The organism is Gammaproteobacteria bacterium (assembly GCA_034522055.1).
Taxonomy (GTDB): Bacteria; Pseudomonadota; Gammaproteobacteria; order JAABTG01; family JAABTG01; genus JAABTG01.
Genome location: JAXHLS010000006.1, coordinates 1,273,155 through 1,299,740, shown reverse-complemented (window position 1 = coordinate 1,299,740; position 26,586 = coordinate 1,273,155). Strand labels below are relative to the sequence as shown.

Here is a 26,586-nt window from a genome sequence, read left to right as displayed (position 1 = left end):
GAAGGGAATGGGGGCTGGGAAAAGGGGAAAAGGGAAATGGGAAATGGGGAATGGGGGATAGCGGATGGGGAATAGTGAATAGTGAATGGTGAATAGGGAATAGAAAATGGGGAATGGGCGGCGTAGCTGAGGAGGAGTAGGCCGGGGTGACGTGCAGGAAGCCTGCCGTTGGAGCCTGCGGGCGGGATCTGGGGTGCACGTGGCGGATTGGTGGGCCCGAACGTACAATTCGCGGATGAATGACGCAGAGAAGGAATCAATGGGGTCCGGGGCGCGACGCCGCCGGTACTCTGGCGTGCCCGGGGTGCGACGGCTGGTGGTGGGCTTGCTGGCTGTCGGGGCCCTGGTGCTGCAGGGGATGGCCTGGGACGAGCCGGCGGCGGTGGCCTACGCCGAACAGACCTTTCAGCGCGCCCTGGTGGCCTTCGGCATAGCCCGCGGCATCAACGCCGCCGTGTCGGTGCTGCAGGAGTCCGAGGTGCGCTTCGGGGTTGGCGTCGGGGCCGGGGTCAAGCCGGGGCAGGTGCTGGACCCGGTGAACGACCTGGTGGAGCGTTTCTCCTGGGTCATGCTGGTCACTTCCATCGCGGCCTTCATGGTCAAGCTGCTGAGCGAGCTGATGCTGGGTGCCGAGGCCCTGCTGGTGCTGGCGGCCCTGATGGCCCTCTCCCTGATTCTGCTGTGGCCCCGCATCCCCTGGCTGGCCCGGGTCGGGGACGGGCTGTTCCGGCTCACCTCCGTGGTGGCGCTGGCCTTCCTGGCCATCACTCTGATGCCCCTGGCGGCCAATCTGTTCCATGGCCTCGATCGGGTGAACCACAATTTCGAGACCTCCCGGGAGGCCCTCACCACGGCCACCCACGAGGTGAAGGGGCTGGCCGAGGCCGCACCTCCACCCGGGGCGGAGCCCGCCCGCGCCGCCGATGGGGAAGAAGAGAGGGCTGCCGATGGGGCCGAGGCCACCCCGTGGCAGGACACCAAGCGCTTCTTCGGCGAGAGGCTGCCGCGCTTCTTCGATGAGCGGCGCATGGAAATGGAGGCGGCTGCCAGCCACTATCTCGACAAGCTGGACATGGGCCAGCGGCTGGAGCGTTTCCAGCGCATGGCCGAGGAACTGCCCGAACAAGTGGTGGTGCAGATCGCGGTGTTCGTGATGGAGGTATTCCTCATCCCGCTGCTGGTGCTGTGGTTGGGTTACCGCGTCATAGTCTACCAGTGGGGAGGGCGACGCCGCTTCGTGGAGGTTCGGGCGGCCTGATGCGGGCCGCAGGACGCATCGCCCGGGAGTATGCCCGCCGCCAGCCTCCTGCGGGTCCGCCGGCTCAGGGGGGCGGTCGTGCGGGGGAGCGCCGGAATATCCACGGCAAGGGTAGATAGAGGGCCGCAGCCAGCATCACCAGGCCGCTGAAACCGATCTCCATGGCCAGCAGGGTGGCGGCGATGGCGCTCACCACCGAGGCGCAGCCGTTGATGCCCCAGGCCCAGGGTAGCAGATCCGCGGAGCGTTCCTCCACCAAGGCGAGCCCGAGGGGAAAGGGCATGCCCATGGCGAGGGCGAGGGGGGCGATGAGGGCCATGACGACACCCAGTCGCACGGCGAAGGGCTCCCCCAGCACCGCCTCCACCAGTGCCGGCATCCACAGGATATAGGCCACCGCCAGCACGGCGATGACCGCCACGGCCACGGCCAGACGGAGGCGCAGGGACGCCCCCCGGCGCCGGCCCAGGGGCTGGCGCGACAGGTAGCTGCCGAGCCCCGCCCACACCAGGAAACTCACCAGCACCACGGCGAAGGCATGGACCGGGTGCCCCAGCAGCAGCTGCAGATGCTGGATGAAGGCGATCTCCACGAACAGGAAGGCCAGACCCACGCCGGCGAAGTAGGCGGCGGTGCGAAGCTTGAGGCCCGCTCCCGCGCGGCTGCGGCGCAGTACCAGCAGGGGCAGGAGTATCAGCACCAGGGCCAGCACCAGGGCCTGCACGAGCGCGGCCACTGCCATCCAGTAGGCCCAGTCCATGTGGGCGTAGCCCGTGCCCGCCGGCAGCCGGAGCAGGTCGGCCGCGTTGTCCCAGCGCGAGAAGCGGTAGAAGAAGGGCCGATCGTCCGTGGCCGGGGCGATGGCGAAGGGATAGGCCTCCATGAAGGCCCCGGCCCCCGGGGCCAGCAGGCGGCCGACGCCGTCGTGATAGCGGGGACCGTCCAGCACGTGGTATTGGTTGGCCTCGTCGCGGGTCATGCCGGGCAGGGCCACCAGGTCGAAGCCGTGGCCGGCGCTGAAGCGCCGCACCGCCTGGCGGATCCCGGCGGACAGGGGTCGGGCACCCACCACCATGACGAAGCGCTGCCAGTTGCGGACCATGGCGAGATGGCCGGCGGGCTCGGTGTGGCCCGCGGCGAGGAGGGCCTCCCGAGCGGTGGCCGCCAGCTTCAGGGTCTCGCGGGGTGGTTGCTGGAGGCTGCCGGAGACGGCGAACAGGCCGCCAGGCGAGAGCCGGCGCAAATAGGCCCCGAAGGCCTCGGTGGTGAGACGAAAGCTGGTGGCCTGGGATTGCAGCCCGCCCACGTTGCCGACGTTGCCGAGGTCCATCACCACCAAGTCGTAGGAGTCTCGGCCACCCTGGTCATGGCTCTGGTCATGGCTCTGGTCATAGCTCTGACCAGAACTCTGGGCGTAGCTGCGGGGTTCGGTCACCACCAGCTTGTTGGGGCCTGGTCGCGCGAACAGATCGCCGGTGTAGGCACCGTAGGCGCCGATCAGCAAGTCGGCGATGGCCGGATTGGGGTCCACGGCGGTCAGGGTGCGGGCGCCATGGGCGAGGGCCTGGAGCAGGCCGTGGTTGCCCGCCAGTCCGAGCAGCAGCACCCGCGGCTGGTCCACCAGCCGGTAGGGCAGGGTGGACACCAGGTGGTTCAGAAATCCGGGTGGCCGGCCGTCTTCCAGGGGCGTGAGGGTGCCGGCGGCCTCGCCATCCACGAACAAGGCCCGCTGGTCCGCCGCCGGCCCGCGGTGGGTGAGACTGAGGCCGGGGGCATGACGAAAAGGCACCCGTTCGTTGGCCACTACCGTGAGGACGCCCATGGGGCCGGGCCTCTCCAATTCCACCGAGGCCCCCAGAGTGGCGGTGGCCTGGGGCAGGACCTTGTAGGGAGCATGGTCCACCTCCAGGGGCCACAGCAGCATCGCCGTGACGAGGCTGGCGATGGCGGTGACCAACGCCAGCCGGCCCCGTCCCAGGCCCGTCTCCAATCCCCCGATGAAGGCGGCGGCGAGGCCGCTGGCGCCCAGCGGCCACAGCACGTGGGCCGGGTGCCATAGCCAGAGGGCCGCGGTGACCACGGCTACCCCCAGGCCGGCGCACGCGAGATCCACGGCATAGATGCGGTGGCCTTGGCGGGCGAACACCGACAGGGCCATGCCGATGCAGTTGGCGGCTCCCAGGAAGGGCACCGCGGCGGCGGCGTATACCGCCATGAGGTAGAAGGGCTGGCGGCGGTCCCACGGCAGTTCCAGGGGATTCAGGGGCACCCAAGCGATCACCCACACCGCGCCTGTCGCGCCCACGGTGAAGAGCAGGGCGTTGGCCACGAACAGGGGCGCGAAATATCGCCGCACGCGCTCCCCCAGCAGGGTCAGGAAGGTGCCGCTGGCGCCATAGCCCAGCAGGGCGAGGCTGACGATCATGCCCACCAGGTGATGCCAGTGGACGATGGAGAAGATGCGGGTGAGCAGGAGTTCGAAGGCCAGGGCGGCCGCCGATATGAGGCCCACCGCGACCCAGGGTATGCGCGCTGGCTCCGAGCTGGTCATCCCGCCTCCCCGCGGGCGGGGCTCAGTGGTCGCCCGTCAGGGGGACGAAGCGCACCGGCAGCACCGAGCGGGTGCGCACCGAGCCATTCTCCTCCTTGGTGACCACCATGAGCTGCTGGGTGGCGTAGCGGTTACCCACCGGGATCACCATGCGCCCACCGGGCTTGAGCTGCTCGATGAGGGGTGGCGGGATGTGGTCGCCGGCGGCGGTGACGATGATGGCATCGAAGGGGGCGTGTTCGGGCCAGCCGTGATAGCCGTCGCCCACCTTCACGGTGACGTTGTCGTAGCCCGTCTCACGTAACGTGGCGCGGGCCCGTTCACCCAGCTCGGGAATGATCTCCACCGTGTACACGTGGTCCACGATCTCCGCCAGCACCGCCGCCTGGTAGCCCGAGCCGGTGCCGAGCTCGAACACCCGGGAGTCCCGGTCGATATCCAGCAGGTCCGTCATGAGGGCGACGATGAGGGGCTGGGAGATGGTCTGGCCGTGGCCGATAGGCAGGGGCCGGTTGGCGTAGGCGCGACGCCTGGCCTCGGCCGGCACGAACTCGTGGCGCGGCACCCGGGCCATGGCGGCATCCACCGCCGGGTCCAGCCGCGGCCTGTCCAGCATCTCCGGCAGTTGGGCGATGTCACGACGGACCTCTTCCATGAGTCGCTCCCGCTCGCGGGAGAAATCCGCCGCCGCCGCCGTGGCCGTGAAGGCGCAGAGGAGCAGCAGAGCCCGCCATGGCAGATTCGGGATGCTCCGGTCATTGATGCGTTCTATCATTGATCACCTGGGAGACTGTCAGTTGCCGGATCTCCGGATCGTGGTCCGGAGAACTCGTCCAAATCACTAGAACCATAGCCACCCGACGGGCGGAGATCATCCATGAATCCAGAAAAGGTCCTCTTCGGCTTCTTCATCATGCTGGCCCTGACCTTGAATTTCGGTTTCTACGTGGGGGATATCGACAACCCTGATCATCACGACGTCTACGAGCTCTTCGCCGCCGTGGTGGTGAACATCATCGCCACCCTGTTGAAGTTCGGCGATCGCAGCCAGATGGGGGCGGTCATGCTGGCCTCCTCCCTGGTGGCCGTGCTGCAGCTCATGGCGGCGGCCCTGGTGTGGACCCTCGCCGTCTATACCGGCGACGGCGAACTCACGCCGCGGGCGATGGCGAGCATCGTCTCCCTGGCCGGCGGCGCGATGCTGGCCAACGTGGTGTCGGTGGTGCTGCTGTTGATGGAAACCATGATGATGCGGCGCTAGCGGGGGATGCAGCCACGGCCATGGCCCCATAGCCCCTGCACCCATAGCCCATGAACCCATAGCCCATGAACAATATCGTGTTCCTGGTCATGCGGCGCATGCGCCAGCCGCTGGTGATCCTGGTGCTGGCCTACACCGTGGCGGTGGTGGGGCTGGTGTTGATCCCGGGACAGGATGCCGGCGGTAACGTCCGGCACATGGGGATCTTTCAGGCCTTCTACGTGGTGAGCTACACCTCTACCACCATCGGCTTCGGTGAGATTCCCTTTCCCTTCACGGATGCCCAGCGACTGTGGGTGACCATCGTCATCTATGGCACCGTGGTGGCCTGGATCTATGCCCTCGGCACCATCCTGTCCCTGCTCCAGGAGCGGACCTTCCAGGAGGCCATCCGCAACCAGCGCTTCGAGCTCCGTGTCAGGAGAATGACGGCGCCCTTCTATCTGGTGTGCGGCTATGGCGAGACCGGCAGTGCCCTGGTGAGCGCCCTCACCGAGCACGGCCATCACGCGGTGGTGGTGGATATGGACGAGGCCCGTACCAACCTGTTGAAGCTCGAGGACCTGCGGGAGTATGTGCCGACACTCCACGCCGATGCCAGCCGGCCCCAGACCCTCATCGATGCCGGGCTTGGCCATCACCGCTGCGAGGGGGTGGTGGCCTTGACCAACTCCAATGCCGTGAACCTGCAGATCGCCCTCGGGGTGAAACTGTTGCGTCCCAGCGTCAAGGCCATCTGCCGGGCCGACTCCCACGAGGTGGAGGCCAACATGGCCTCCTTCGGCACCGACCACATCATCGACCCCTTCGACACCTTCGCGGCCCACCTGGCCACGGCCCTGCATGCCCCCTGTACCTATCTGCTGAACGGCTGGCTGACGGGGGTCGAGAACAGCAAGGTGGCGGAGCCCGTCTATCCTCCGAGGGACGGTCATTGGGTGATCTGCGGCTACGGGCGCTTCGGCAAGGCCGTCCACCAGAAGCTGAAGCAGCAGGGCATCACCTGCGTGATGGTGGAGGCCACCCCGGAGCGCACGGGCCGGCCCGACTGCGAACTCATAGAGGGCTGGGGTACCGAGGCCGATACCTTGCGGGCGGCGCGCATCACCGAGGCCGTGGGCCTGGTGGCGGGCACGGACAACGACGCCAACAACCTGTCCATCGTGATGACCGCCAAGGACCTCAATCCGCGGCTGTTCGTCACCGTGCGCCAGAACCTGGAAGACAACAAGACCCTGTTCGACAAGGTGGACGCGGACATGGTGATGCATCCCAGCACCATCATCGCCGATCGCATCCGGGTGCTGCTGGACATCCCCCTGGTCCACGAGTTCACCGAGCGGGCCCTGATGCGCAACGATGCCTGGGCCTGCCAACTGGTGAGCCGCATCTCCGCCCTGGTGGACGACCGGGTGCCCCTGGTGCGCACCATCGACATCACGCCGGAGCAGGCGCCGCCCCTGCACTGCCTCATCGAGGAAGGCCACCGCGTCACCCTGGGCCAGCTGTTGCGGGACCCCTGGGAGCGCAAGGAGCCGCTGCCCATCATCGCGTTGATGCTGGAGCGGGGCGAGGAGGAGTACACCACGTTGCCCGACAACGATACCGCCCTGCACGTCGGTGATCGGCTGCTGTTATGTGGTAGCGCTGCCGCTTTCACCCGCCTGGGTTGGAGCCTCGGCCACTTCGGAACCCTCAACTTCATACTCCACGGCGCCGTCGGCCCCGAGGGCTGGGTGTGGCAGCGGCTGCGCCGCCGCCGGAGAGTTTGATCCCGCCTCTTTATCCTATGTTCGCAGCCGGAAGATTCACCACAGAGAACACAGGGAGCACAGAGATTGATGGAAAAAGATCCATTCACCGGCAAGGTCATCGGTTGTGCGATTGAGGTGCATCGCGTTCTGGGACCAGGTTTGCCGGAGTCAAGCTGTCAGCATAGGAATGTGCGTGATGTCCCGGCGTGATGTCTCGACAAGGCCGATGAGAGGCCGCGGGGAGGGGAAGCGACCATGACAGGCGAGACGGTGGATACCGGAAAAAGACGCCGGCACGTGGGGCTGGTGCTGGGGCCGGTGCTGTTCGTGCTCCTACTGGTGCTGCCGGTGCCCGAGGGCATGTCGCCCGAGGCCATGAAGGTGGCGGCGGTGACGGTGCTCATGGCCACCTTCTGGATCACCGAGGCCATCCCCATCCCCGCCACCGCCCTGTTCCCCATCGCCCTCTTTCCTCTGCTGGCGGTGTTGCCCACCGCCAAGGTCACGGCGGCCTACGGCAACCATCTCATCTATCTCTTTCTCGGCGGCTTCTTCATCGCCATGGCCATCGAGCGCTGGCAGCTCCACAGGCGTATCGCCCTGCATACGGTGCGGGTGGTGGGCACCACGCCCGACCGGGTGGTGCTGGGGTTCATGCTGGCCACCGCCTTCCTGTCGGCGTGGATCAGCAACACCGCCACCGCCATGATCATGGTGACCATCGCCCTGGCGGTGTTGCGCCAGGTGTCCGGAGTGGCCGAGGGCGATGACCTTAAGCCCACCCGTTTCGGCGCCACCCTCATGCTCGGTATCGCCTACGCCGCCTCCATCGGCGGCGTCGCTACCCTTATCGGCACGCCGCCCAACGCCATCCTGGCGGGAGTGGTGGAGCAGCGTTATGGCATCGAGATCGGGTTCGCCCACTGGATGGCCTTCGGCGTGCCCCTGTCCCTGCTGATGCTGGCGGTGGCCTGGTTCTACCTCACCCGTTTCGTCAAGGGCGAGGTGAGCGCCGATGCCTTCTTCGGGCGTGAGGTTCTCCATCGGGAACTGGCTGCTCTGGGGCCCATGACGGTGCAGGAACGGCGGGTGCTGGTGGTATTCGGCGCGGTGGTGGCGGCGTGGCTGACCCGGGGAGCCATCGACTACGCGCCTCTGCGTTTCATCACCGATTCCAGCGTGGCCATCACCGGTGCGGTGCTGCTGTTCATCATCCCTTCCGGCCGCGGAGGGGGCGAGCCGCTGCTGGACTGGGCCAGCGCCGTGCGCATCCCGTGGGACATCATCATCCTGTTCGGCGGCGGCTTCGCCCTGGCGGCGGGCTTCGCCGCCAGCGGTCTGACGGAATGGATGGGCGCCCAGCTCGCCTTCCTGGAGGGCACGCCCCTGTGGGTCACGGTGCTGGCCGCGGTGACCCTGGTGATCTTTCTCACCGAGGTCACCTCCAACACCGCCACCGCCTCCCTGCTGCTGCCGGTGCTGGCGGGCTTCGCCATGGCCATGAACATCCATCCCATGTTCCTCATGGTGGCGGCGGCCCTGTCGGCGTCCTTCGCCTTCATGCTGCCGGTGGCCACCCCGCCCAACGCCATCGCCTTCTCCAGCCGCCAGTTCTCCATCCCGGAGATGGCCCGCGCCGGGGTGTGGATGAACCTCGTGGGCATGGCGGTGATCACCCTGTTCGTGACCCTGCTGCTGCCGTTGGTGTGGACCCTGGATTGATGGCGGCGGATGCGTTGAGAAAATCGCTTTATCCAAAGGTCCCGGGGTTGGCTGCATGGCAAGAAGGCCACAAACGCGGACCTGTATCAGCAATGCGTGATTTGCCTGTTAATACAGATCAAGGCCTTTTTAGTAATGCGTTATTCCCTAATTGAGATATATCAGTTTTCGAATAAATATTGGGTTTTAACTGCTTTTTTCTGGTGTGCCGGGGACACATCGTGACCCGGATCAATTACGATGCCGCTCGGGCAGTGGAACGTACTCCCCGATTCAATCTGCATTTATTTTTTAACGGCGCCCGAGCACCCTGAAGGAGGTGACCCATGGACCCCACCCTTGTATATAACATTCAATCAGGAACGATCTGGGACTGGCGCGTTGCGGTCGATCTATTCGCCGGCGGCGTCGGAGTCGGTGCCTTGTTGTTTTCAGTCGCGCTGTCACGTTACGGCGATGCGCGCTATCGCCGGCTTGCCCAGACGGCGGGAGTCATCGCCCCGTTTCTGGTGATGCTCGGTCTGCTGTTCCTGTTCTGGAAAGTGGGCAACAAGTTCAATGTCTATCAGATGGGTATCAATCTCGCGCCCACATCCCTCATGTGGTGGGGATTTCTCATCCAATCCGCGCTGGTGGCCTTCGGGCTCCTCTACGCATGGATGTGGCTCAAGCCCGAGGCCAACCCGGGCCGCAGCGGCGTGGGCTTGGTGGCGGCCTTCTTCGCCATCCTGGTGGGTATCTACCACGGCATGTTGCTGGCGGTACTGACCTCCCATCCCGTGTGGGCCTCGGGCTCCATGGTGCTGCTGGCGGTGCTCGCCTTCGCTTCTACCGGTGTGGCGGGTGGTGTGCTGGCGCATCAGTTGCGAATGATGTTCGCGGGCCGTGCAGACGAAGAGGATGAGCTGGACGTCTACGTACGGGGCCTGAAGCCGGTAGCCGGTTTCCTGGCTGCGGTGCTGGTGCTGATGTTGCTCAACTTCTTTGCCTGGTGGGTGGACCTGGCCTTCGGCTCCCTCCAGAGCCGCCAGGCCCTGGATGCCGCCATGGGTGTCCACGGAACCCTGTTCATCCTCGTGGGCCTCGGCATCGGCGTCGTCCTGCCCCTGGCCCTGGTGGCCCTCTGGTACAGTCGCGTCCGCGCCGGCAGCCCCGGTGCCGCACTCTCTCTGATGGGTGTCGCCAGCCTCCTGGTACTGGTGGGCGGTTTCGTCATTCGTTATTCCGTGGTCCTGGGCGGACAAGTCGCCCTGCCCATCGCAACGCTTTCCTGAAGAGGTAGAGGTCATGACACAAGATATCGAAACGCGAGAGGTGTCCGCCCCCGCGAACCCGTCCCGGCGCGACTTCCTCAAGGGTTCGGCCGGAAGCGTCGGCCTGGGTATGATTGCCGCCGCCGGTGGCGGCCCCATGCTCAGTTTCCTCGCCCGTGATGCGGAGGCAGCGAGCGGCGATAGCACCGAGCGCTGGTTGGCCTCCACCTGCCAGGGGTGCACCAGTTGGTGCCCGGTGCAGGTAAACGTGACGGATGGCCGTGCCATCAAGATCCAGGGCAATCCCCATTCCAAGGCTAACCATGGCAACATCTGTCCGCGGCCCCATCTGTCTTTGCAGCAGGTCTATGATCCGGACCGCATCAAGGTGCCCATGAAGCGCACCAATCCCAACAAGGGTCGCGACGAGGATCCGGGCTTCGTGCCCATCTCCTGGGACGAGGCCCTGGATATGGTCGCCGACCGCATGATGGAGCTGCGGGCCGCTGAGGAGACCCATAAGTTCATGGTGCTCCGCGGCCGTTACAGCTATCTGCGGGACATCATCTATTCTGCCCTGCCCAAGGTCTTCGGTTCGCCCAACGGTATCAGCCATTCGGCCATCTGCGCCGAGGGCGAGAAGTTCGGGGCCTATTACACCGAGGGGTTCTGGGACTACCGCGATTACGACTTGGAGCACACCCGCTACGTGCTGTGCTGGGGCGCCGATCCGGTGTCATCCAACCGTCAGGTGCCCCACGCCATGAACATATGGGGCCAGGTCAGGGACCAGGCGCAGATCGCCGTGGTGGATCCGCGGCTTTCGGCCACCGCCGCGAAGGCCAATGAGTGGTTGCCGGTGATCCCGGGCGAGGATGCCGCCCTGGCCGTGGCCATGGCCCATGTCATCCTCACCGAGGGCTTGTGGAGCCGGGAGTTCGTCGGCGATTTCGCGGACGGCGAGAACCGTTTCCGTGCCGGAGTGGACGTGGCGGAGGAGTTGTTCTCCGAAGTTCATACCCATGGCCTGGTGCGCTGGTGGAACATCGAACTCAAGGACCGCACCCCGGAGTGGGCGGAGGGGCACTGCGGCATCCCGGCGGATCAGATCCGGCGTGTGGCCATTGGTTTCGCGCGTGCCGCACCGGCCTCCATCAGTTGGGTGTCGCCGGGGACCGCCATGCAGGCCCGCGGTGGCTACGCGGCCATGGCGGCCCATGCCCTCAACGGTTTGGTAGGTTCCACCGATAACAAGGGGGGCGTGGTCCAGTCCACCAAGATCCCGGCCGGCAAGATCCCGTCCTATTCGGACTACCAGGACGAGCTGGCCAAGAAGCTCTCCAAGAAGCCCAAGATCGATCAGCGGGGCACCCTGGAGTTCCCGTCCCTCAAGAAGGGCAAGAGCGGCGGCGGGGTGGTGACCAACAACACCGCCGATGCCATGCTCAACGAGGATCCCTATGAGATCAAGGTGGCCATCGCCTACTGGGCCAACTTCGCCTTCTCCTGCTCCGATGCCGAGCGTTGGGAACGGGCCCTGACCAAGCTGCCCTTCCTGGTGCACATCACGGTCAATGCCTCGGAGTTGACCAACTTCGCGGACGTGGTGTTGCCCGCGGCCCAGCAGTTGTACGAGAAGTGGAGCTTCCTGAAGAGTAAACAGAACCTCCACAGCTATGCCAGTCTCACCCAGCGGGTCATCGAGCCCCTGTGGGACGTGCGCCAGGACGAGAGCGAGATCCCGTGGATGCTGGCCGAGAAACTGGCCGCGCGGGGCTTCGATAACCTGCACCGTTACTACAAGGAGGCCTTCGTGGATCCGGAAACGGGAGCCCATCCCAGGGACGGCGAGGAATTCACCATGGCGGCCCTGAAGATGATGACCCGGGCGATGTGGGACAGCAGTCACCCGGACTACGGCAAGTACGGTGATAAGCTCAAGGGCTGGCAGGACTATGTGGATAAGGGGGTGTGGAACGCCCACCGGTACACCTATAAGACCAAGTGGGGCAACTTCAAGACCAAGACCCACAAGTTCGAGTTCTACAGTGAAACGTTGAAGGAGGCCCTGGAAAAACATGCCGAGAAGCATGGTGTCAGCGTGGACGAGGTGCTGGCGAAGACCAACTACACCGCTTCGGGGGAGCAGGCCTTCGTGCCCCATTTCGAGCCCGCGCGGCGCTGGGGCAGCGAGGCGGAGTTTCCCCTGGTGTTCTTCGAGCATCGCAGCCGCCTGAACCGGGAAGGACGCTCGGCCAACTGCACCTGGTATCAGGCCCACAAGAACTGCGACCCGGGTGATGAGAACTGGGACGATGTATTGAAGATGAACCCCGTGGATGCAGACCGCTTCGGGCTCAAGGACAGGGAGATGGTCCGGGTGGTGTCGGAGACGGGAGAGATGACCGTGCGCCTCAAGCTGTGGGAAGGGTTGCGTCCCGGCACGGTGGCCAAGTGCTACGGTCAGGGCCATTGGGCCTATGGCCGGGTGGCGGCCCTGGACTTTCAGAACAGGGTGCCCCGCGGCGGCAACAACAACACCATCCTGCCCGCCGAATACGACCGCCTCAGCGGTTCCACCGCCCGGCATGGTGGTTGCGCCCGGGTAAAAGTGGTCCGCGCCTGAACCAGGCCCCGCAAACGGAGATAAAGACATGGCCAAAAGATATGCAATGGTAATCGACCTCCACAGATGCGTGGGCTGTGCGGCCTGTGACATCGCGTGCAAGAGCGAGAACAACGTCCCCCACAACTTCCACTGGTCGAACCATATTCTCGAGACCACGGGTAAGTTCCCGGATGTGCGTTATCGCTATATCCCCACCCTGTGCAATCACTGCGAGAATGCACCCTGCGTGACCAACTGCCCCACCACGGCGATGCACAAGACGCCGGAGGGCCTCACCATGCACGACCCCGACAAGTGCATCGGCTGCCGGTTGTGCCAGTTGGCCTGCCCCTATGGCGTCATCTATATGAACAAGGAGGAACCCCACGCCTACTGGCGCGAGGCGGAGGAGCCGGCCATTCCCGGCTGCACCTCCACGGGTCCCGAGGTGGCGGAGCGCACCGGGGTGCCCATCCCCTATTACAACCCGGCTCGCGCGTCCACCCATCAGGGTGTCAGGCAGAAGGGCATCGTGGAGAAGTGCACCTTCTGCGACCATCGGCTCGCCAAGGGGCAATTGCCGTGGTGCGTGGAATCCTGCCCGACGGAAGCGCGCATCTTCGGCGACATCAATGACCCCGACAGCCCGCCCAGCAAGCACCTGGCCAAGTACGCACCCAAGGTACTGAAGAAGGAGAAGGGTACGCGGCCGCGGGTGTTCTACGTGCGTGACTTTTGACCATGGCAGGTGCCGTCGAGTCTGTAATGCCCCCGGGGGAGCCGGGGGCGGCCGAGGTTCGCGCCAACGTGTGGTATACGCTGGCGCGGGCCCTCGCCCGCCCCGACACCTGGCCACCCGACTTGGACGAGTTGCTGGAGGGGGCGTTCTCGCCCCTGGGTGCGTCCCTTACGGATGAGGTGGCGGCCGCGCGGGCGGCCCTGGCGGCGGACGGCGAGTCCCCGGCAGTGGCTCATGCGCGGCTGTTCATCGGTCCTTTCGAGGTCAAGGTGGCGCCGTGGGCGTCCTCTTATCTGGACCCGGAAGGGACTCTCATGGGGCCTTACAGTCAGTATGCCGCCCGGTCCTATGCCGAGGCCGGCCTCGGCCCCCGTGAAGGGCCCGTGGAGGCGCCCGATCACATCACCCACGAACTGGAATTCATGTACTACCTCGCCTTCCAGGAGGCCACTACGGGTGAGGCGCTATGGCTGGAACGCCAGCAACGCTTCTGGCGGGAACATCTCGGGCAGTGGTTGCCCCGCTTCGCCGACGCCCTGGTGACCCATGGCGAAGGTACCTTCTATGGCCACCTAGGCCGGCTGGCCGGTGATTTCTGCCGGCTTCAGAACACCCATCTCGGAGCGGGCCGCACCCTGACATAGCCGGTCAGGGTTCAGGCGGTTCATTCGTGGCGCATATGGCGGCACGCCGGGCAGCGTTGCAGCTGCTCGGCGCCTGCTTCCGTCACGCTCGCCGCCGCGATGGTCTTGCGGATCAGTGAGGCCTGGAGCTTCTCCGGAGCGAAGGCCGTGCCGCAGGCGCTACAGCGTGCCATGTCACCATCGTTCACGATGCGCCAGCCCTGGCGCAGCTGTGCGGGGGCGAGGCGTTGCACGCGGGTGATGGCCCCTTCGGGGCAGGTGCGGTCACAGATCCCGCATTGCACGCAGGCGGCCTCCAGGAACCGCAATTCGGCACGGGATGATTCATCATAGCGGATGGCCCCCGTGGGACACACGCGCGCGCAGGTGGAACACAGGGTACAGCGATCCACGTTCACGATGATGGTGCCGTAGGGCGCATCCGCCGCCAGGCGCACCGGCGCGAAATCCTCCTCCGGTTCCAGGGATGCCAGGGTATGGCTGAGGAAAGGGCGCTTGGTCTCCTGCGGCGAGGGCGTACTGGCACTTGCTATGGCCGGCGCCATGTCCGGCCCAGACAAGCCGTGGACGACCCCCATGTCATCGGCCATGGTCACCCGTTGGGGATCGTCCCACAGGGCCTCGCCCACGGCCCTGAAGATGGCGACCCGCCGTTCCAGCAGATCCCGGGTCTGTCGCGGCATCTCCCGCGGCACCACCAGTACCACCCGCCTCGCGCCATGAGCCAGGGCGGCCAGCCACAGATCCTCGCCGAAGGCGGCCAGGGCTTCCACCGCCAGCAGGACACAGCCGGGTGAGGGGGCGCCCGCTTGCTCCTCATCGACGCTATGGACCACCAGTACCGGGTGGGGGGTGGATGCCGCGGCCAGGGTCTCCGTCATCCGCGCCAGCAGGGTCGCCCGATCCCCGAGGCGGTAAGTCAGCGCGCCCGTGGGACAGGCCAGGGTGCAGGCGGCACATCCCTGACAGAGATGGGGCTCCACGTAGATGCGACTACCTGCCGAGGAGATGGCGCCGGTGTCGCAGGCCTCGATGCAGCGGGTGCAGCCGGTGGTGCCGAAGGCGTGGTGAGCACACAGCGTGGATTCGTAGTTGAAATAGCGGGGTTTCTCGAACCCGCCCACCAGGCCCTGGGCGAGGCGTGCGATGTCTTCATGCGGCGTTTCCGGGTGTGGGCGCAGATACCCGGGAGGCGCCACCGCATGGGGGATGAGGGGTTGTTCGGACAGGTCCACCACGATGTCGTAGCGACCATCTTCGTTGGGACATGCACGGTCGGCGTGGGGCGTGTCGATGTCGGCGCGGTAGGAACCGAGCCAACCCTCCAGGCTCGTCACCCGCCCCTGGATGACCGTCAGGGTCTCGCCCGGCTCTGCCGCACCGTCGCCATGAGACAGTACCGCCACCACGCGGTGGCCGCCGGTCAACGCCCGCGCCGTAACCAACACCGCCGGTCCGTCCCCCACCACGAGCACCGCACCCCGCGAGCGGTACTCTATGGTGTCCCGAGAAGGCAGGTGATCCGTGGACAGGGGTTTCAGGGTTACGGGGCAGGCGGAGGTCCGACTCATGGCATTTCCTTGGGCGGGTTTGGGTTGTGGGTGCCGCCTTTAATCCGAGGGGCCTCCAGTGCGTAGCGGTCACCGGCGAACCTGACGGTCGCAGAATCCAGAACAGCTGATTAGACGAGTGTTATGACGGTATCAGTCATGGCCTGTCAACCATGGCGGTTGGCGACACGCCACGATGGCATAATCCCGGGCCATGCCGGGGCGACCATTGTAGGTAACGACGGATCATGGATTCGGGAATCGACGGTCGAAAAGGAGAATGGCGGATGCAACTGAAACGTGTGCTCTTTCCCCAACCGCCGCGCCGCTCGCCCATCGAGCATTGGCTCAACATCGGTCTGCGCAGCGCCCACCTGGTAGGCATCGCCGGGATAGGCGGTGGTTTCCTGTTCGATCTGGCCGAGGCCCGGTGGCTGGCATACTGGCACCTCACGGTGGCCAGCGGCGTGCTGCTCAGCCTGCTCTATCTGTGGTCCACCGCCGCCTGGTTGTTCCAGGTCAAGGGGTTGGTGGTCATTCTCAAGCTGGGCCTCCTCGCCGCGGCCATGGTGTGGCCGTCATGGCGCGGCGAGCTGTTCGTGCTGGTCATCGTCATCTCCGGGCTCGTCGCCCATGCCCCGGCGTACGTGCGGGGCCATCGTCTGCTGCCCATTAAAGGCCCCGGGACCTGACCAAAAAAAACCGCGGCGGGGGCGCCGGTTCCTTCAGCGCTCCCCGACGCGGTCAGGGTCCCCAGGAGGGGAGGAGGGGTTGAGGGCCTAGCTGTAACGCCGGCGCTTGAAGGACACCGTGCGCTTGTAGGTCTCCATGTCGCCCACGCGCCGGATGTCCGCCCAGGTGCCCTTGTAGTAGGGGATCACGTTGCGGTCGGTCCAGTCGGTGACCACGTCGCCCACCACGCCGTTGTCGTAGCCGAACATCATGAACACGTGTCCGGGTTTGATGTCGGGCTCGGGATAGGCCATGGCGAAGGTGGAGCCGTAGTCGTTATGGATCTCCACGATGTCCCCGGCGTTGATGCCCAGACCCTTGGCGTCGTCGGGGTTCATCTCCACCGGCGACATGGGGAAGCGCTGGCGGCGGAAGGGCACGTGCTGGTCATGGTATGCCGTCTGCCAGATGTGGTTGGTGCGGCCGTTGTTGATCCAGAAGGCGTGCCGCTCGCGTTGGCGCTCCACCGTCGCCGGCAGGCCGGTCCAGGGGGCGGGCAGGAAGTGCGCCTTGCCATCGTCGGTATCGAACTTGGCGTCGGTGTAGATCATCTCGGTGCCCACCAGCTTGCCGTTGGCGTACTCCTTGATGGGCAACTGGACGCCGTTGTTGCCGGCCTCGCGCAGGCGGGCATAGGTGGCCAGATGGCCGGTGGCCCCGCCCTGGCTGTCGATCTCCTTTTCGTGGGCCATGCGGAAGCCGTCGTTGAAGGCGTCCTCCTCGGTCTGCCAGTCGAAGCCGGCGAAGCGCGCCGCCATCTTGGCGTCGCCTTCCTTCTCGTACAGCCCCTTCAGGGTGTTGGCGATGCCGGCGGCGATGAGGCAGTCGGGCTTGGCCAGTCCCGGCGGGTCCATGAAACGCTCCGACAGCCGCAGGCGCCGCTCGCCGTTCATGGCGGTGAGGTTCATCTCCCCCGGATGGGTGGCGGGCAGGAGCATGTGGGCGGCGTCGGCGAACTTGATGCGGTAGAGGTCGATCACCGACACGAACAAGCCGCCCTTGGTCCGCACCGCATCGTAGATGAGGTCCACCATGTCGGCGCTGGAGGCCCCTTTGGCCTTGGCCATGGCCTCGCGCACGATGCCGGCGCGGTGATAGACCGCCTCGCGATAGGCCTCGTTGTTGAGGGTGGTCTGGAAGGCGTTGCAGCCCCACACCGTGAGCATCTTGCCGTTGCCCTTGATGATCTCCTCGTCGATGAAGGGCGCGGGCCGGGGGCCGGGGTAGGGCGGACGGACGTAGCCCTCCTGGTGCCCGCCCATGCGTACCACGCCGGTGCCGCGACGACCCACGTTGTGGGTGGCGAGCACCAGGTCCACCAGCGCCGACTGGGTGCGGTAGTTGTCGTTGCCCCAGATGATGCCCTTCTCGTAGCCGTGCATGGTGCGGGGGCGGTGGCCGGAGGCCTTGGGCTTGTAGGCCCATTCGGCCGCCTTGCGGATATCGGCCGCCGCCACACCGGTGATGCGGGCGCACTCCTCGAGGCGGAGGCGGTTGGCCTTCAGGGCCTCGTCGAAGCCGCTGGTATGGGCGGCGATGAAGTCCTCGTCGTGCCAGCCCTGGTCCACCACGTAGGTGAGCAGGCCGTTGAACAGGGCGGTGTCGGTGCCCGGGTTGATGGCGAGATGGAGCACGTTCTCCTTGCCGGCGCTTTGTTCGGTCACCGACACGGTGAGGGAGCGCCGCGGGTCCACGAAGATGACACGGCCGCGGCCCGCCGTTTCGCCCGGGAACCACTTTTTCTTCTTGGAAGTGCTGGCGCCGCTGAGGTTGGGTACCCAGTGGGCCAGGAAGTAGTTGGTCTGGGTCTCGTAGGCGTTGGCCCCCACCGAGAACAGGCAGTCCGCCAGCTCGGCGTCCTCGTAGGAATTGTTGAGCTCGCCGATCCCCATGTCCCGGGTGGCGTGGCACTCGGAGTTGTAGGCCGGGCGGTTGTGCATGCGCACCATCTGGGTGCCGATGCCGGAGAACATCAGCTTGCCGCTGCCCCAGGTGTTCTCGAAGCCGCCGCCGGCACCGCCGTGGTCGAAGAGGTTGCAGAAGACCTGGTCCGGCCCGAACTCGTCGAGGATGCGCTTGGTGACGCCGGCATAGACGGCCAGCGCCTGGTCCCAGTTGGTCTCCACCCAGTCATCACCGGTGAACAGCATGGGGTACTTGAGGCGCCGGTCGCCCACCGGGGTGTGGTCGGCATACATGATGCTCGCCATCTGGCCGCCGCGGGTCGAGGACAGCCCCTGGTTCACGGTGCACTCCTTGTCCGGCACGACCATGATGTTGTAGGCACGGCCGTCCTTGTCCTTGATGCGATTGACCATGGAGGTGGTCAGGGTGGCCTGCATGGTGGGTACCTGGCGGCGGAAGTCCAGCCCCAGGGCGTTCTGGTCCGGCGCCCGGCCGCCTTCCTGGTCGGCGGGCCACTTGTACACGTGGTAGCCGCAGCCGACGATGCAGAAGTGACAGGTCATGTTGGTCTTTTGGGCCCCCTTGGGAGGGAGCGGGATGCGGTCCTTGAATAAGCTCATGATATGGCCCTCGGGGTCAAAGGATGTTGGCCTGGCGGCCGTAGATGAGGCCGTCCACGGCCACCGCGTTCACGGTGCCGCTCTTGGCGTCGTAGTCGAGGAGGATCCGCGGCAGGTCGACGGTGGCCTGGCCATCCACCATCTGGCCCTCCATCTCGGGGTCGAAGATGCTGAAGTGGCAGGGGCATTTGAAGGTGCGGGCAGCCTCGTCGTAGATGACGGGGCAGCCCATGTGGGTGCACAGGGTGCTGTAGGCCACGATGTCGCCGTCCGGCCCCACCCCGCCCGGTACCGCCTGGCCGGTCTTGATGAGGGCGCAGGGCGAGGAATCGTCGGGATAGCTGAAGCTCACCGGCTTGTTGACCTCGAGGTCGCCGGCCTTGGCCACCGCGTGGTGGGGGTAGGGCAGGGTGGTGCTCCCGGGGGCGGCCGGGCTGTCGGCGGCCAGGGCATGGGCCCCGGTAAGGCTGGCGGTGCCGGCGGCCACGCCGGTGCCGGTGATTTTCAAGAAACCACGTCGCGAGAGATCGCTCATGATGGTGTGTCCTCCTGGATAGGCATTATCGATTGAACGGCCGGGCGCCGGTGGGCGGGCGGCCGGCCCGCGTCCTGGGTCGCGGGCCCTGACGTCGACCCCTCAGCGGGGCCATACCTGGGCGTCGAAGGTGACTACCAGGCCGATGGAGAAGGCCCCGGGGTCGTCGCCCAGGGCTGGCGTCACCGCATCGCCCTTGCCGTAGTTGTTGGCCGAGAACGCGGCGGCAGAGTCGTTGTCGGTGGCGGCATAGGCCCCGTAGACCGTGACGTACTTGTTGAGGGCGTGGTCGTAACCCACGGCCCACTGGGTGGCATCGCTGTTCGAGGCGTCGCCGTCGCTGTGGGCCACCTGGGCCTTGACGGTGCCGCTGGTTCCCACCTTGGCACTGGCACCTAAAGTATAGCTGTCTCGATCATTGCCGGCGGCGCCGCCCATGTCCGACTCGTTCTGCCAGCCGCCGCCCACCGTGAAGCGGCCGAAATCATAGCTGCCGGTGATGGCCCATACCTCCCAATCGTTGGCTCTGAGATCGATGTTGGTATAGGCCCCGCCGAGCTTGAGCCCGCCGCTGGCATAATCGGCCTTGACCAGCCAGATGTCGTCCGAGTTCACGTTGGGTGGGCTGGGGTCGCTGGGAAGGGGGGCGCTTGCGGCGGGGGTGATATTGGGGGCGGCAGCGATGTTGTCCTCGTCGGGGATATAGGAAAAGCCGACGCTGAGGCCGCTGAAGTCGGGGGTGCGGTAGTGCAGGGTGCTGGTGACACGCCCCGGCAGGCCGCTGCCACCCCAGATGTTGCCGAGGTCACCCACCTGGTCGGCGAACAGGTTGTAGTCGTAGACCCACTGGTTGAGGCCGCCCAGCTTGCCGGCCAGCAGGGTGCCCCAGTCGCCCGCCAGACCCACATAGCTGTCCCGCGCGTTGGTGAAGACATCGCCGTCGTCGGGGCTGCCGCCGTTGCCGTCGTTACCCCCCTGGCCGGTGAGATCGATCCCGGCCTCGGCCTGGAACAGGGCCTTCATACCGCCGCCGAGGTCGTGGTTCCCCTTGAAGCCGAGCCGCGAGGAGTTGCTGGCCACGCCTTCGTCGGTGGAGCTGCCGTCGTCCACGCTGTCGGCGGACAGGTGGCCGACGCCGTAGATGTTGAATTCGAAGGCATGGGCCGGCGAGGCTGCCAGCATGCCGCCGATGGTCATGGCCAGAACACTGGCATACCCGTTGTGAGTCTTCATTTTACGTCTCCCTCCATTGCATGGTTGAACCGAGCGGTTCCAAGATTTCGATTTATTTTCGGCCGGGCCGGATATCCGGTGGGGCCCGGGCCGGCCCCGGGGGCGTGCCAAGGCGACACCTCCCCCGGGTTGAGGACATAAGAGCGAATTCCATGCCAGCTGGCGGAGTGGGCGGGTCGGGACGGCCATTTGCGGCCCTGCCGGTCCCGGGGCGGGGATGAACGGAGTCCCGGTTCCCGGCCCCGCGAGTCCGTAAATCCCTAAGATCCGTGCAGTTACTTGGGCGCCTTACCGTGTCGCGGACAGCGCAAGAGCGGTGCCAGAAAGGACGGCGCGGAGGGCTCGAGATGTGCCGCCGCTATGCCGGTAGCCCGCCAGGCGTTTCCCTCCGGTAACGGCAAGCGTTACCGTGTTACCGCGTGGTAACCTCAGGCCACCTGGAAACGGCGCGGCAAGGCGGCCGGTCATCGGGCCCGGTCTTGTACGATTCTTGCTTACCGAATATCCAGGGGGCTTTGTTGGCATCCGTGGAGGGAGGGCATATGGCCGAGGGTAATGATTAAACTGAAAGTCGCGAAGCACGATCTCCCCCTCTCCCTCTGGGACAAATCCGTCGGGAACGGATTTGAACGCGCCTTGGCGCGGCCCGCAGGGCGAAGGGCAGGATGCCCGAAGTACAGGGATGGGGTGAGGGAACGAGCTTGGCGATACGCGCTCCTCTTTTATCATCTCGGGCGGCGCGTATCGCCATGAGAGTTAGACGGGGCCTTGTCGTGGCCGCCAGGACTCGCATCCCCCCGGCGCCGGTCGCGGACAGCGGCCCGTCGGCGTGGCTGAGGGGTTGGCTGGGGGCCGCCCTGCTGTGGCTCGTGGTGTCTCACGCCCTGGGAGCCGAGGCGTTGCGTATCGGCCTCACGCCGGTGTTCCTGGACGACCAGGTCACTTTCCTCAAGGACTGGCAGGCCTATCTGGAGGCCCGCCTCGAGCGTCCCGTGGCGTTCATTCAGCGCACCTCGTACAAGGAAATCTCGGACCTGCTGCTGCGCGGTGAACTCGATTTCGGCTGGGTCTGCGGATTCCCCTATGTGCGCCACCGGCCGGCCTTTCGGCTGGTGGCGGTGCCCGTGTACGAGGGCGCGCCCCGCTACCGCTCCTATCTGATCACCGGCGCCGGGGATCGCTCCATCCAGGGGTGGGAGGACCTGGGGGGGCGATATTTTGCCTACTCGGATCCCGATTCCAACTCCGGCTATCTCTATCCCCGCTATGCCATGGCGCAGCAGGGTATCGATCCCGCCCGCCTGTTGCGGGGCGCGTTCTTCGCCTGGGGGCATCGCAACGTCATCGAGGCGGTGGCCGTGGGCCTGGCCGACGCGGGGGCGGTGGATGGTTATGTATGGGACACCCTGGCCCGCGACCGCCCGGCCCTGACCGCCGCCACCCGGGTGGTGCACCGCTCGCCGGAGTTCGGTTTTCCACCGCTGGTGGCGGGGCTCGCGCCGCGGGTCGAGGAGCGCCGGCGGCTGGCCGAGGTGTTGGAGGCCATGGATGGCGACGACGCGGGACGCCGGTTGCTGCAAGCCCTCAACCTGGACGGCTTCACCGCCGGCGACCCGGCGTTGTTCGACGGCATCGCGCACATGATGACCCAACTGGAGCCGCCCCTCGATGTGGCTCGATAGGGGCGGCTATCGCCTGCGCATCCCCTTGAGCCTGACGGCCACCTCGGCGGTCACGGCCCTGGTGCTGGGGTTGGTCATCGCCCTGCATACCTACCGCAACCTCGAACAGGACCTGGTGACCAACGGCCTGCGTCTCGGGGTGGCCATGGCCAGCACCCTCCAATCGGCGCTCAAGCACGATGACGTGTGGCTGGCCTACACGGTATTGCGCGGTGCGCGGGAGGACATCCCGGGGCCGCGCCCGGTACTCATCGTGGTGGATGCGGGGCTCCAGATCTTTGCCGCCAATCAGCCTCGCAGCTATCCGGCCGCCATGGAACTGGCGGCGGTGGCCCCCGACTACGGGCCCCTGGCGGAGCGGCTGCGCGCCGGCCTGCCCGGGGAGCATCGGGTCTACCGGGAGGTGCATCCCGACGGGGTGGTGCTGGCCATCCCCCTGCTGTCGGAGGGTGTGCCGGTGGGGGCGCTGCTCATGAGCTACTCGGATGACATCTTCTGGCCCCGTTTCTGGGAGATCGCCGGCAGCGGCGCCCTCTCCATGGCGGTGGTGATGGCCGTCATCGCGGTCGTTGGCTGGTACTGGGGTGACCGCATGGCACGCCCCCTGGCCCGCCTGGCCTCCTGCATGGGTCGGGTGGGGCGCCAGCCTTTTCGCGATCTGCAATGTTATCTCAGCGGCGGCGACGACGAGATCGGGCGTCTGGAACAAGGCTTCCGCGAGATGCTGGAGGATCTGCGCAGCAAGGAAGAGCTGGAACGGGAGATGGTGGTTTCGGAGCGCCTGGCGGCGGTGGGGCGGCTGGCCGCCGGGGTGGCCCATGAGATCAACAACCCCCTGGCCGGCATGCTGATGGCGGTGAACAACATCAAGCGCCGGGGCGACGCCGATCCTCAGACCGCCCGCACCCTCGACCTCATCGAGCGCGGTCTGCACCATATCCACGAGACCGTATCGGCATTGCTGGTGGAGGCCGCGCAATCGAGCCGTCCCCTCGGCCACGGTGACATCGAGGATGTCCGCATGCTGGCGGCGAGCCGCTGCAGAAAGGAAAAGGTACGGCTGGATTGCCACAACGAGTTGGAGGCGGGGGCCACGGAGATCCTCGGCCTGCCCTCGGCGCCGGTACGCCAGGTGCTGCTCAACCTGCTGCTCAACGGCGCCGAAGCGGCGGCACCCGGGGGCTGGGTGCGCTGCCGGCTGGCGTACGCCGGCGACGTCCTGGTGATGGAGGTGCGCAACAGCGGGCGTGCCATCCCCAGGGAGCAACTGGAGCACCTCTTCGAGCCCTTCTTCTCCACCCGGGCCGACGGCAGCGGCCTGGGGCTGTGGGTGAGCTACCAGATCATCCAGCGTCTCGGCGGGGAGATCCACGTCACCAGCAACGATGACGAAACCCTGTTCCGGGTGACCCTGCCGCGGCGGGAGCGGCTGGAGGCGGCCGATGCGGCCTGAGATCTGCCTCATCGAGGACGACCCCATTCTGGGCGAGACCCTGCGTGACCGGCTGGTGATGGAGGGCTTCGACTGCGTATGGTGTCAGGGCGGCCAGGAGGCCCTGGCGCGGTTGCAGGCCCACGATTTCCATGGGGTGGTGTCGGATATCCGCCTGCCCGATGTGGGCGGCCTCGACATCTACCGGACCTTGCTGGAACGACCGGGAAAGGGCCCGCCACCGACCCTGTTCATCACCGCCTACGGCACCATCGACGAGGCGGTGCAGGCCCTGAAGGAGGGGGCGGTGGACTATGTCACCAAGCCCCTCGATCCGGACCTCCTGGTGGACAAGCTGCGCGCCGCGTGCAGCTTCCCCGCCGCCGATGCCCTGGGAATGTCACCCGCCCTCGGGGCCCTCGAGGGACAGCTCCACGCCCTCAGCCACCATCGCCAGACCCCGGTGCTGGTGACCGGCGAGTCGGGTTGCGGCAAGGAGGTGCTGGCGCGCCGCCTCCACACCCTGGACGATCCGCCGGGGCGCTTCGTGGCCCTCAATTGCGCGGCCGTCCCCGAGCACCTCATCGAGGCGGAACTCTTCGGCCACGAGAAGGGCGCCTTCACCGGGGCCGGGCGCACCCGCAAGGGGATCTTCGAACAGGCCGAGGGAGGGACCCTGTTCCTCGACGAGATCGGTGACATGCCGCCCGCCATGCAGGCCAAGCTGTTGCGCGTGCTCCAGGAGCGCGCCATCACCCGGGTGGGCGGCGATTACATCATCACGGTGGATGCCCGTCTGGTGCTGGCGACCCATCGGGACCTGCGCACCGAGGTGGCCGCCGGCCGCTTCCGGGAGGACCTCTACTACCGCATCAACGTGGTCAACCTGCATGTGCCGCCGCTGCGCGAGCGGCCCGAGGATATCCTGTGGCTGGCGGGGCATTTCCTGGACGAATTCAACCGTCGCTTCCCGGAGCGGCGCAAGACCCTCGCGGAAGGCGCCTGCAAGGCCCTCACCGCTCACGGCTGGCCGGGCAACGTGCGCGAGCTGCGCCACGCCATCGAACGAGCCTGCATCCTCGGGGGCTCGCCGGTGATCGAAGCCCACGACGTCCTGCCGCCGGATGGGGCGGCGGGGATTGAGACCAAGGGCCGCCTGGCGACGGCGGTGTCCCGGGCCGAGCGCGAACGGATCCTGGCGGTGCTGGAAGACACCCAATGGCGGATCACCGCCTCGGCCGAGGTGCTGGGCATCAGCCGCAAGAGCCTGTGGCAGAAGATGAAGGCCTACGATATCCGCAAGCCGTAGGATCCCTTGTGAAGGGAGGATAAGATAATGCGTATGTTCAGCCCACCACATCCCGGCGAGACGCTGCGCGAGGATGTTCTGCCGGCATTCGGCCTGACCGTGAAGGAGGCCGCCGAGCTGCTTGGGGTCAGCCGGGTGACCTTGTCGCGGGTATTGAATGGCCGTGCCGCGGTCTCCCCGGAGATGGCATTACGGCTGGAAAAATGGTTGGGACCTGAGCACGGTGGGCGCGCCGAGGTGTGGCTCGGCCAGCAGATGAAATACGACCTGTGGCAGGCGCGGCAGTGAGATGCGGCGGCGTAGGTTCATGTCGTGATCAAGTGCGTGCAAACAGCACCGCCGGTGCCCGGGGAAGCGCGAGGCGGTTGGCCCTTCCCCCGGCGCCGGCGGTCTGTCAGTCCACCATGTCGAATGTAATCGTGTCTGACCCCATTTCCCGTGGAGCATGGTTGACATTTCTAATAACCGGGAAGGCCCAAGGGATGGCGCGGCGGTAAGCTGTCTCATGAGGGCCTGGCAGCAACACGAGCGCGAGCTGCGCGCCTGGTTGCGCGGGCGGTTGGCCGACCCCCACGACGCGGATGACCTGTTGCAGGAGCTGTTCCTCAAGGCCATGCGCCAGAATCGGCGCTTCTGCGCCATCGACAATGCCCGCGCCTGGCTGTTCCAGGTGGCACGCAACGCCCTGGCCGATCGCCTGCGTCTGAAGAAAACACAGGTGGAACTGCCTGCTAACCTGGTCGCCGACAGTAACAGACCAGAGCCGGTGGAGACCCTCGCCGCATGCCTGCCGCGGGTAATGGCGGAACTCTCCGCGGAGGATCGCGAGACGCTCACCCTATGTGACTTGGAGGGATTGACTCAGGAAGCCTATGCCCGGCGCAAGGGGCTCAGCCTGCCCGGCGCCAAGTCCCGCGTGCAGCGGGCGCGTAAGCGCCTGCGCGCGCACCTCACTGAGGCCTGCCAAGTGCGCCTCGACGAGACCGGCAAGGTGTGTTGCTATGTGCCGCGCAAACCGACGGGCTCTGCCCTATAGTTGGTTTGGTTGCATCCTTTTGCAGGGATGTTCGTCTCCCTACTAGAAATCCATGGATCGCCGAGTCGCGCCTGCGCAACGGCGATCCCACACTCGTAAGGAGAACCCTGATGAATGATCTGACCGCCAACTCCCCCGTTCCCGCCGACCTGCTCGATGCCGGGCTCATGCTGCATGGCCACAAATGCCCCGCCATGCCCATGGGATTGCGCGCCGGGCTCGCGGCGCTGGAGGCGCTGGGCGCCGAACGGGCCCATGATGGCCAGCTCATGGCCCTGGTGGACCTCGGCGACGAGCACTGCGCCACCTGTTTCGCCGACGGGGTGCAGATGGCCACCGGCTGCACCTTCGGCAAGGGCAACATCCGCAAGCTCGGCTATGGTAAGTTCGGACTTACGCTCATCGACAAGAAGAACGCCCGTGCGGTGCGGGTCACGCCCCGTGCCGAGGTCATGGCGGCCAATAAGCAGACCGCTTTTTTTACCGAATACCGCATGCAAGGCGTCCCGGCCTCGGCGGTTCCGGCCGAGGTGGTGGAGCCGCTGATGGCCCGGGTGCTCGAGACGCCGACGGAGCAACTGTTCCAGATCGAAGGCCCCCGCGACCAGATCTGGCAGGACCATCCGCACGACTTCGACTCCTTCGTCTGTGACCACTGCGGTGAGATGACGGTGCAGTCCTACGGCCGCATCCTGGGCAACGAGAAGGTCTGCATCCCCTGTCAGCAGAAGGCGCTGGGGCGGCAGGCCTGAGCCGCATCCC

21 protein-coding genes and 1 pseudogene are annotated in these 26,586 nt (G+C 66.3%); 16 read left to right on the top strand and 6 right to left on the bottom strand.

Annotated features, from left to right (window positions below):
• The first annotated feature begins 295 nt into the window (after positions 1-295).
• Positions 296-1,258: a hypothetical protein gene (locus tag U5S82_24765; GenBank protein MDZ7754774.1), complete on the top strand. Its 963-nt coding sequence runs from the start codon at positions 296-298 to the stop codon at positions 1,256-1,258.
• 64 nt (positions 1,259-1,322) lie between these two features.
• Here U5S82_24765 and U5S82_24760 read toward each other — a convergent pair whose 3' ends face one another.
• Entirely contained in the window at positions 1,323-3,809 is a 2,487-nt protein-coding gene (locus U5S82_24760) for a spermidine synthase (GenBank protein MDZ7754773.1), read from the bottom strand.
• 22 nt (positions 3,810-3,831) lie between these two features.
• On the bottom strand, positions 3,832-4,584 hold the full coding sequence (locus tag U5S82_24755) for a protein-L-isoaspartate(D-aspartate) O-methyltransferase (protein MDZ7754772.1): 753 nt from the start codon (positions 4,582-4,584) through the stop codon (positions 3,832-3,834).
• Positions 4,585-4,686: 102 nt separating this feature from the next.
• Between U5S82_24755 and U5S82_24750 the strand changes: the two genes are divergently transcribed.
• The 8 genes and pseudogenes from U5S82_24750 to U5S82_24715 all read left to right on the top strand — a co-directional run bounded on the left by U5S82_24750 (position 4,687) and on the right by U5S82_24715 (position 13,790).
• The gene (locus U5S82_24750) at positions 4,687-5,070 is read left to right on the top strand and encodes a DUF6394 family protein (GenBank protein MDZ7754771.1); all 384 of its coding nucleotides are present in this window, start codon (positions 4,687-4,689) and stop codon (positions 5,068-5,070) included.
• 65 nt (positions 5,071-5,135) lie between these two features.
• Complete coding sequence (locus U5S82_24745; GenBank protein MDZ7754770.1) at positions 5,136-6,842, top strand: NAD-binding protein; 1,707 nt, start codon at positions 5,136-5,138, stop codon at positions 6,840-6,842.
• 69 nt (positions 6,843-6,911) lie between these two features.
• Positions 6,912-7,004: pseudogene (locus U5S82_24740) on the top strand (GxxExxY protein).
• Positions 7,005-7,079: 75 nt separating this feature from the next.
• A complete protein-coding gene (locus tag U5S82_24735; protein MDZ7754769.1) occupies positions 7,080-8,546 on the top strand; it encodes a DASS family sodium-coupled anion symporter in 1,467 nt (488 codons plus the stop codon).
• 326 nt (positions 8,547-8,872) lie between these two features.
• The gene (nrfD, locus tag U5S82_24730; protein ID MDZ7754768.1) at positions 8,873-9,820 is read left to right on the top strand and encodes an NrfD/PsrC family molybdoenzyme membrane anchor subunit; all 948 of its coding nucleotides are present in this window, start codon (positions 8,873-8,875) and stop codon (positions 9,818-9,820) included.
• Between the two features lie 13 nt (positions 9,821-9,833).
• Complete coding sequence (locus tag U5S82_24725; protein ID MDZ7754767.1) at positions 9,834-12,425, top strand: molybdopterin-dependent oxidoreductase; 2,592 nt, start codon at positions 9,834-9,836, stop codon at positions 12,423-12,425.
• A 28-nt stretch (positions 12,426-12,453) separates the two neighbouring features.
• The gene (locus U5S82_24720; protein ID MDZ7754766.1) at positions 12,454-13,146 is read left to right on the top strand and encodes a 4Fe-4S dicluster domain-containing protein; all 693 of its coding nucleotides are present in this window, start codon (positions 12,454-12,456) and stop codon (positions 13,144-13,146) included.
• 26 nt (positions 13,147-13,172) lie between these two features.
• Entirely contained in the window at positions 13,173-13,790 is a 618-nt protein-coding gene (locus U5S82_24715) for a molecular chaperone TorD family protein (protein ID MDZ7754765.1), read from the top strand.
• A gap of 20 nt (positions 13,791-13,810) precedes the next feature.
• Here the strand turns inward: U5S82_24715 and U5S82_24710 are convergent, their stop codons facing one another.
• A complete protein-coding gene (locus U5S82_24710; GenBank protein ID MDZ7754764.1) occupies positions 13,811-15,361 on the bottom strand; it encodes a 4Fe-4S binding protein in 1,551 nt (516 codons plus the stop codon).
• A 266-nt stretch (positions 15,362-15,627) separates the two neighbouring features.
• Here U5S82_24710 and U5S82_24705 point away from each other — a divergent pair, with 266 nt between their 5' ends.
• Entirely contained in the window at positions 15,628-16,032 is a 405-nt protein-coding gene (locus tag U5S82_24705; GenBank protein ID MDZ7754763.1) for a hypothetical protein, read from the top strand.
• 87 nt (positions 16,033-16,119) lie between these two features.
• Here U5S82_24705 and U5S82_24700 read toward each other — a convergent pair whose 3' ends face one another.
• The 3 genes from U5S82_24700 to U5S82_24690 form a co-directional block, all read right to left on the bottom strand.
• Positions 16,120-18,597, bottom strand: coding sequence for an arsenate reductase (azurin) large subunit (locus tag U5S82_24700; protein ID MDZ7754762.1), 2,478 nt, complete (start codon positions 18,595-18,597; stop codon positions 16,120-16,122).
• Between the two features lie 16 nt (positions 18,598-18,613).
• Complete coding sequence (locus U5S82_24695) at positions 18,614-19,132, bottom strand: arsenate reductase (azurin) small subunit (GenBank protein MDZ7754761.1); 519 nt, start codon at positions 19,130-19,132, stop codon at positions 18,614-18,616.
• A 102-nt stretch (positions 19,133-19,234) separates the two neighbouring features.
• The gene (locus U5S82_24690; protein ID MDZ7754760.1) at positions 19,235-20,365 is read right to left on the bottom strand and encodes a porin; all 1,131 of its coding nucleotides are present in this window, start codon (positions 20,363-20,365) and stop codon (positions 19,235-19,237) included.
• Positions 20,366-21,138: 773 nt separating this feature from the next.
• Between U5S82_24690 and U5S82_24685 the strand changes: the two genes are divergently transcribed.
• The 6 genes from U5S82_24685 (at position 21,139) to U5S82_24660 (ending at position 26,576) form a co-directional block, all read left to right on the top strand.
• Entirely contained in the window at positions 21,139-22,047 is a 909-nt protein-coding gene (locus tag U5S82_24685; GenBank protein ID MDZ7754759.1) for a PhnD/SsuA/transferrin family substrate-binding protein, read from the top strand.
• Positions 22,034-23,500 carry an ATP-binding protein gene (locus tag U5S82_24680; GenBank protein ID MDZ7754758.1) on the top strand — a complete coding sequence of 489 codons (1,467 nt, stop codon included), beginning with the start codon at positions 22,034-22,036 and terminating at the stop codon, positions 23,498-23,500. Before U5S82_24685 ends, U5S82_24680 begins: the two co-directional genes overlap by 14 nt.
• The gene (locus U5S82_24675; protein ID MDZ7754757.1) at positions 23,490-24,788 is read left to right on the top strand and encodes a sigma-54 dependent transcriptional regulator; all 1,299 of its coding nucleotides are present in this window, start codon (positions 23,490-23,492) and stop codon (positions 24,786-24,788) included. Before U5S82_24680 ends, U5S82_24675 begins: the two co-directional genes overlap by 11 nt.
• A 24-nt stretch (positions 24,789-24,812) precedes the next feature.
• Positions 24,813-25,076, top strand: coding sequence for a HigA family addiction module antitoxin (locus tag U5S82_24670; protein ID MDZ7754756.1), 264 nt, complete (start codon positions 24,813-24,815; stop codon positions 25,074-25,076).
• Positions 25,077-25,293: 217 nt separating this feature from the next.
• On the top strand, positions 25,294-25,824 hold the full coding sequence (sigZ, locus tag U5S82_24665; GenBank protein MDZ7754755.1) for an RNA polymerase sigma factor SigZ: 531 nt from the start codon (positions 25,294-25,296) through the stop codon (positions 25,822-25,824).
• A 110-nt stretch (positions 25,825-25,934) separates the two neighbouring features.
• A complete protein-coding gene (locus U5S82_24660; GenBank protein ID MDZ7754754.1) occupies positions 25,935-26,576 on the top strand; it encodes an FmdE family protein in 642 nt (213 codons plus the stop codon).
• Positions 26,577-26,586: the final 10 nt, after the last annotated feature.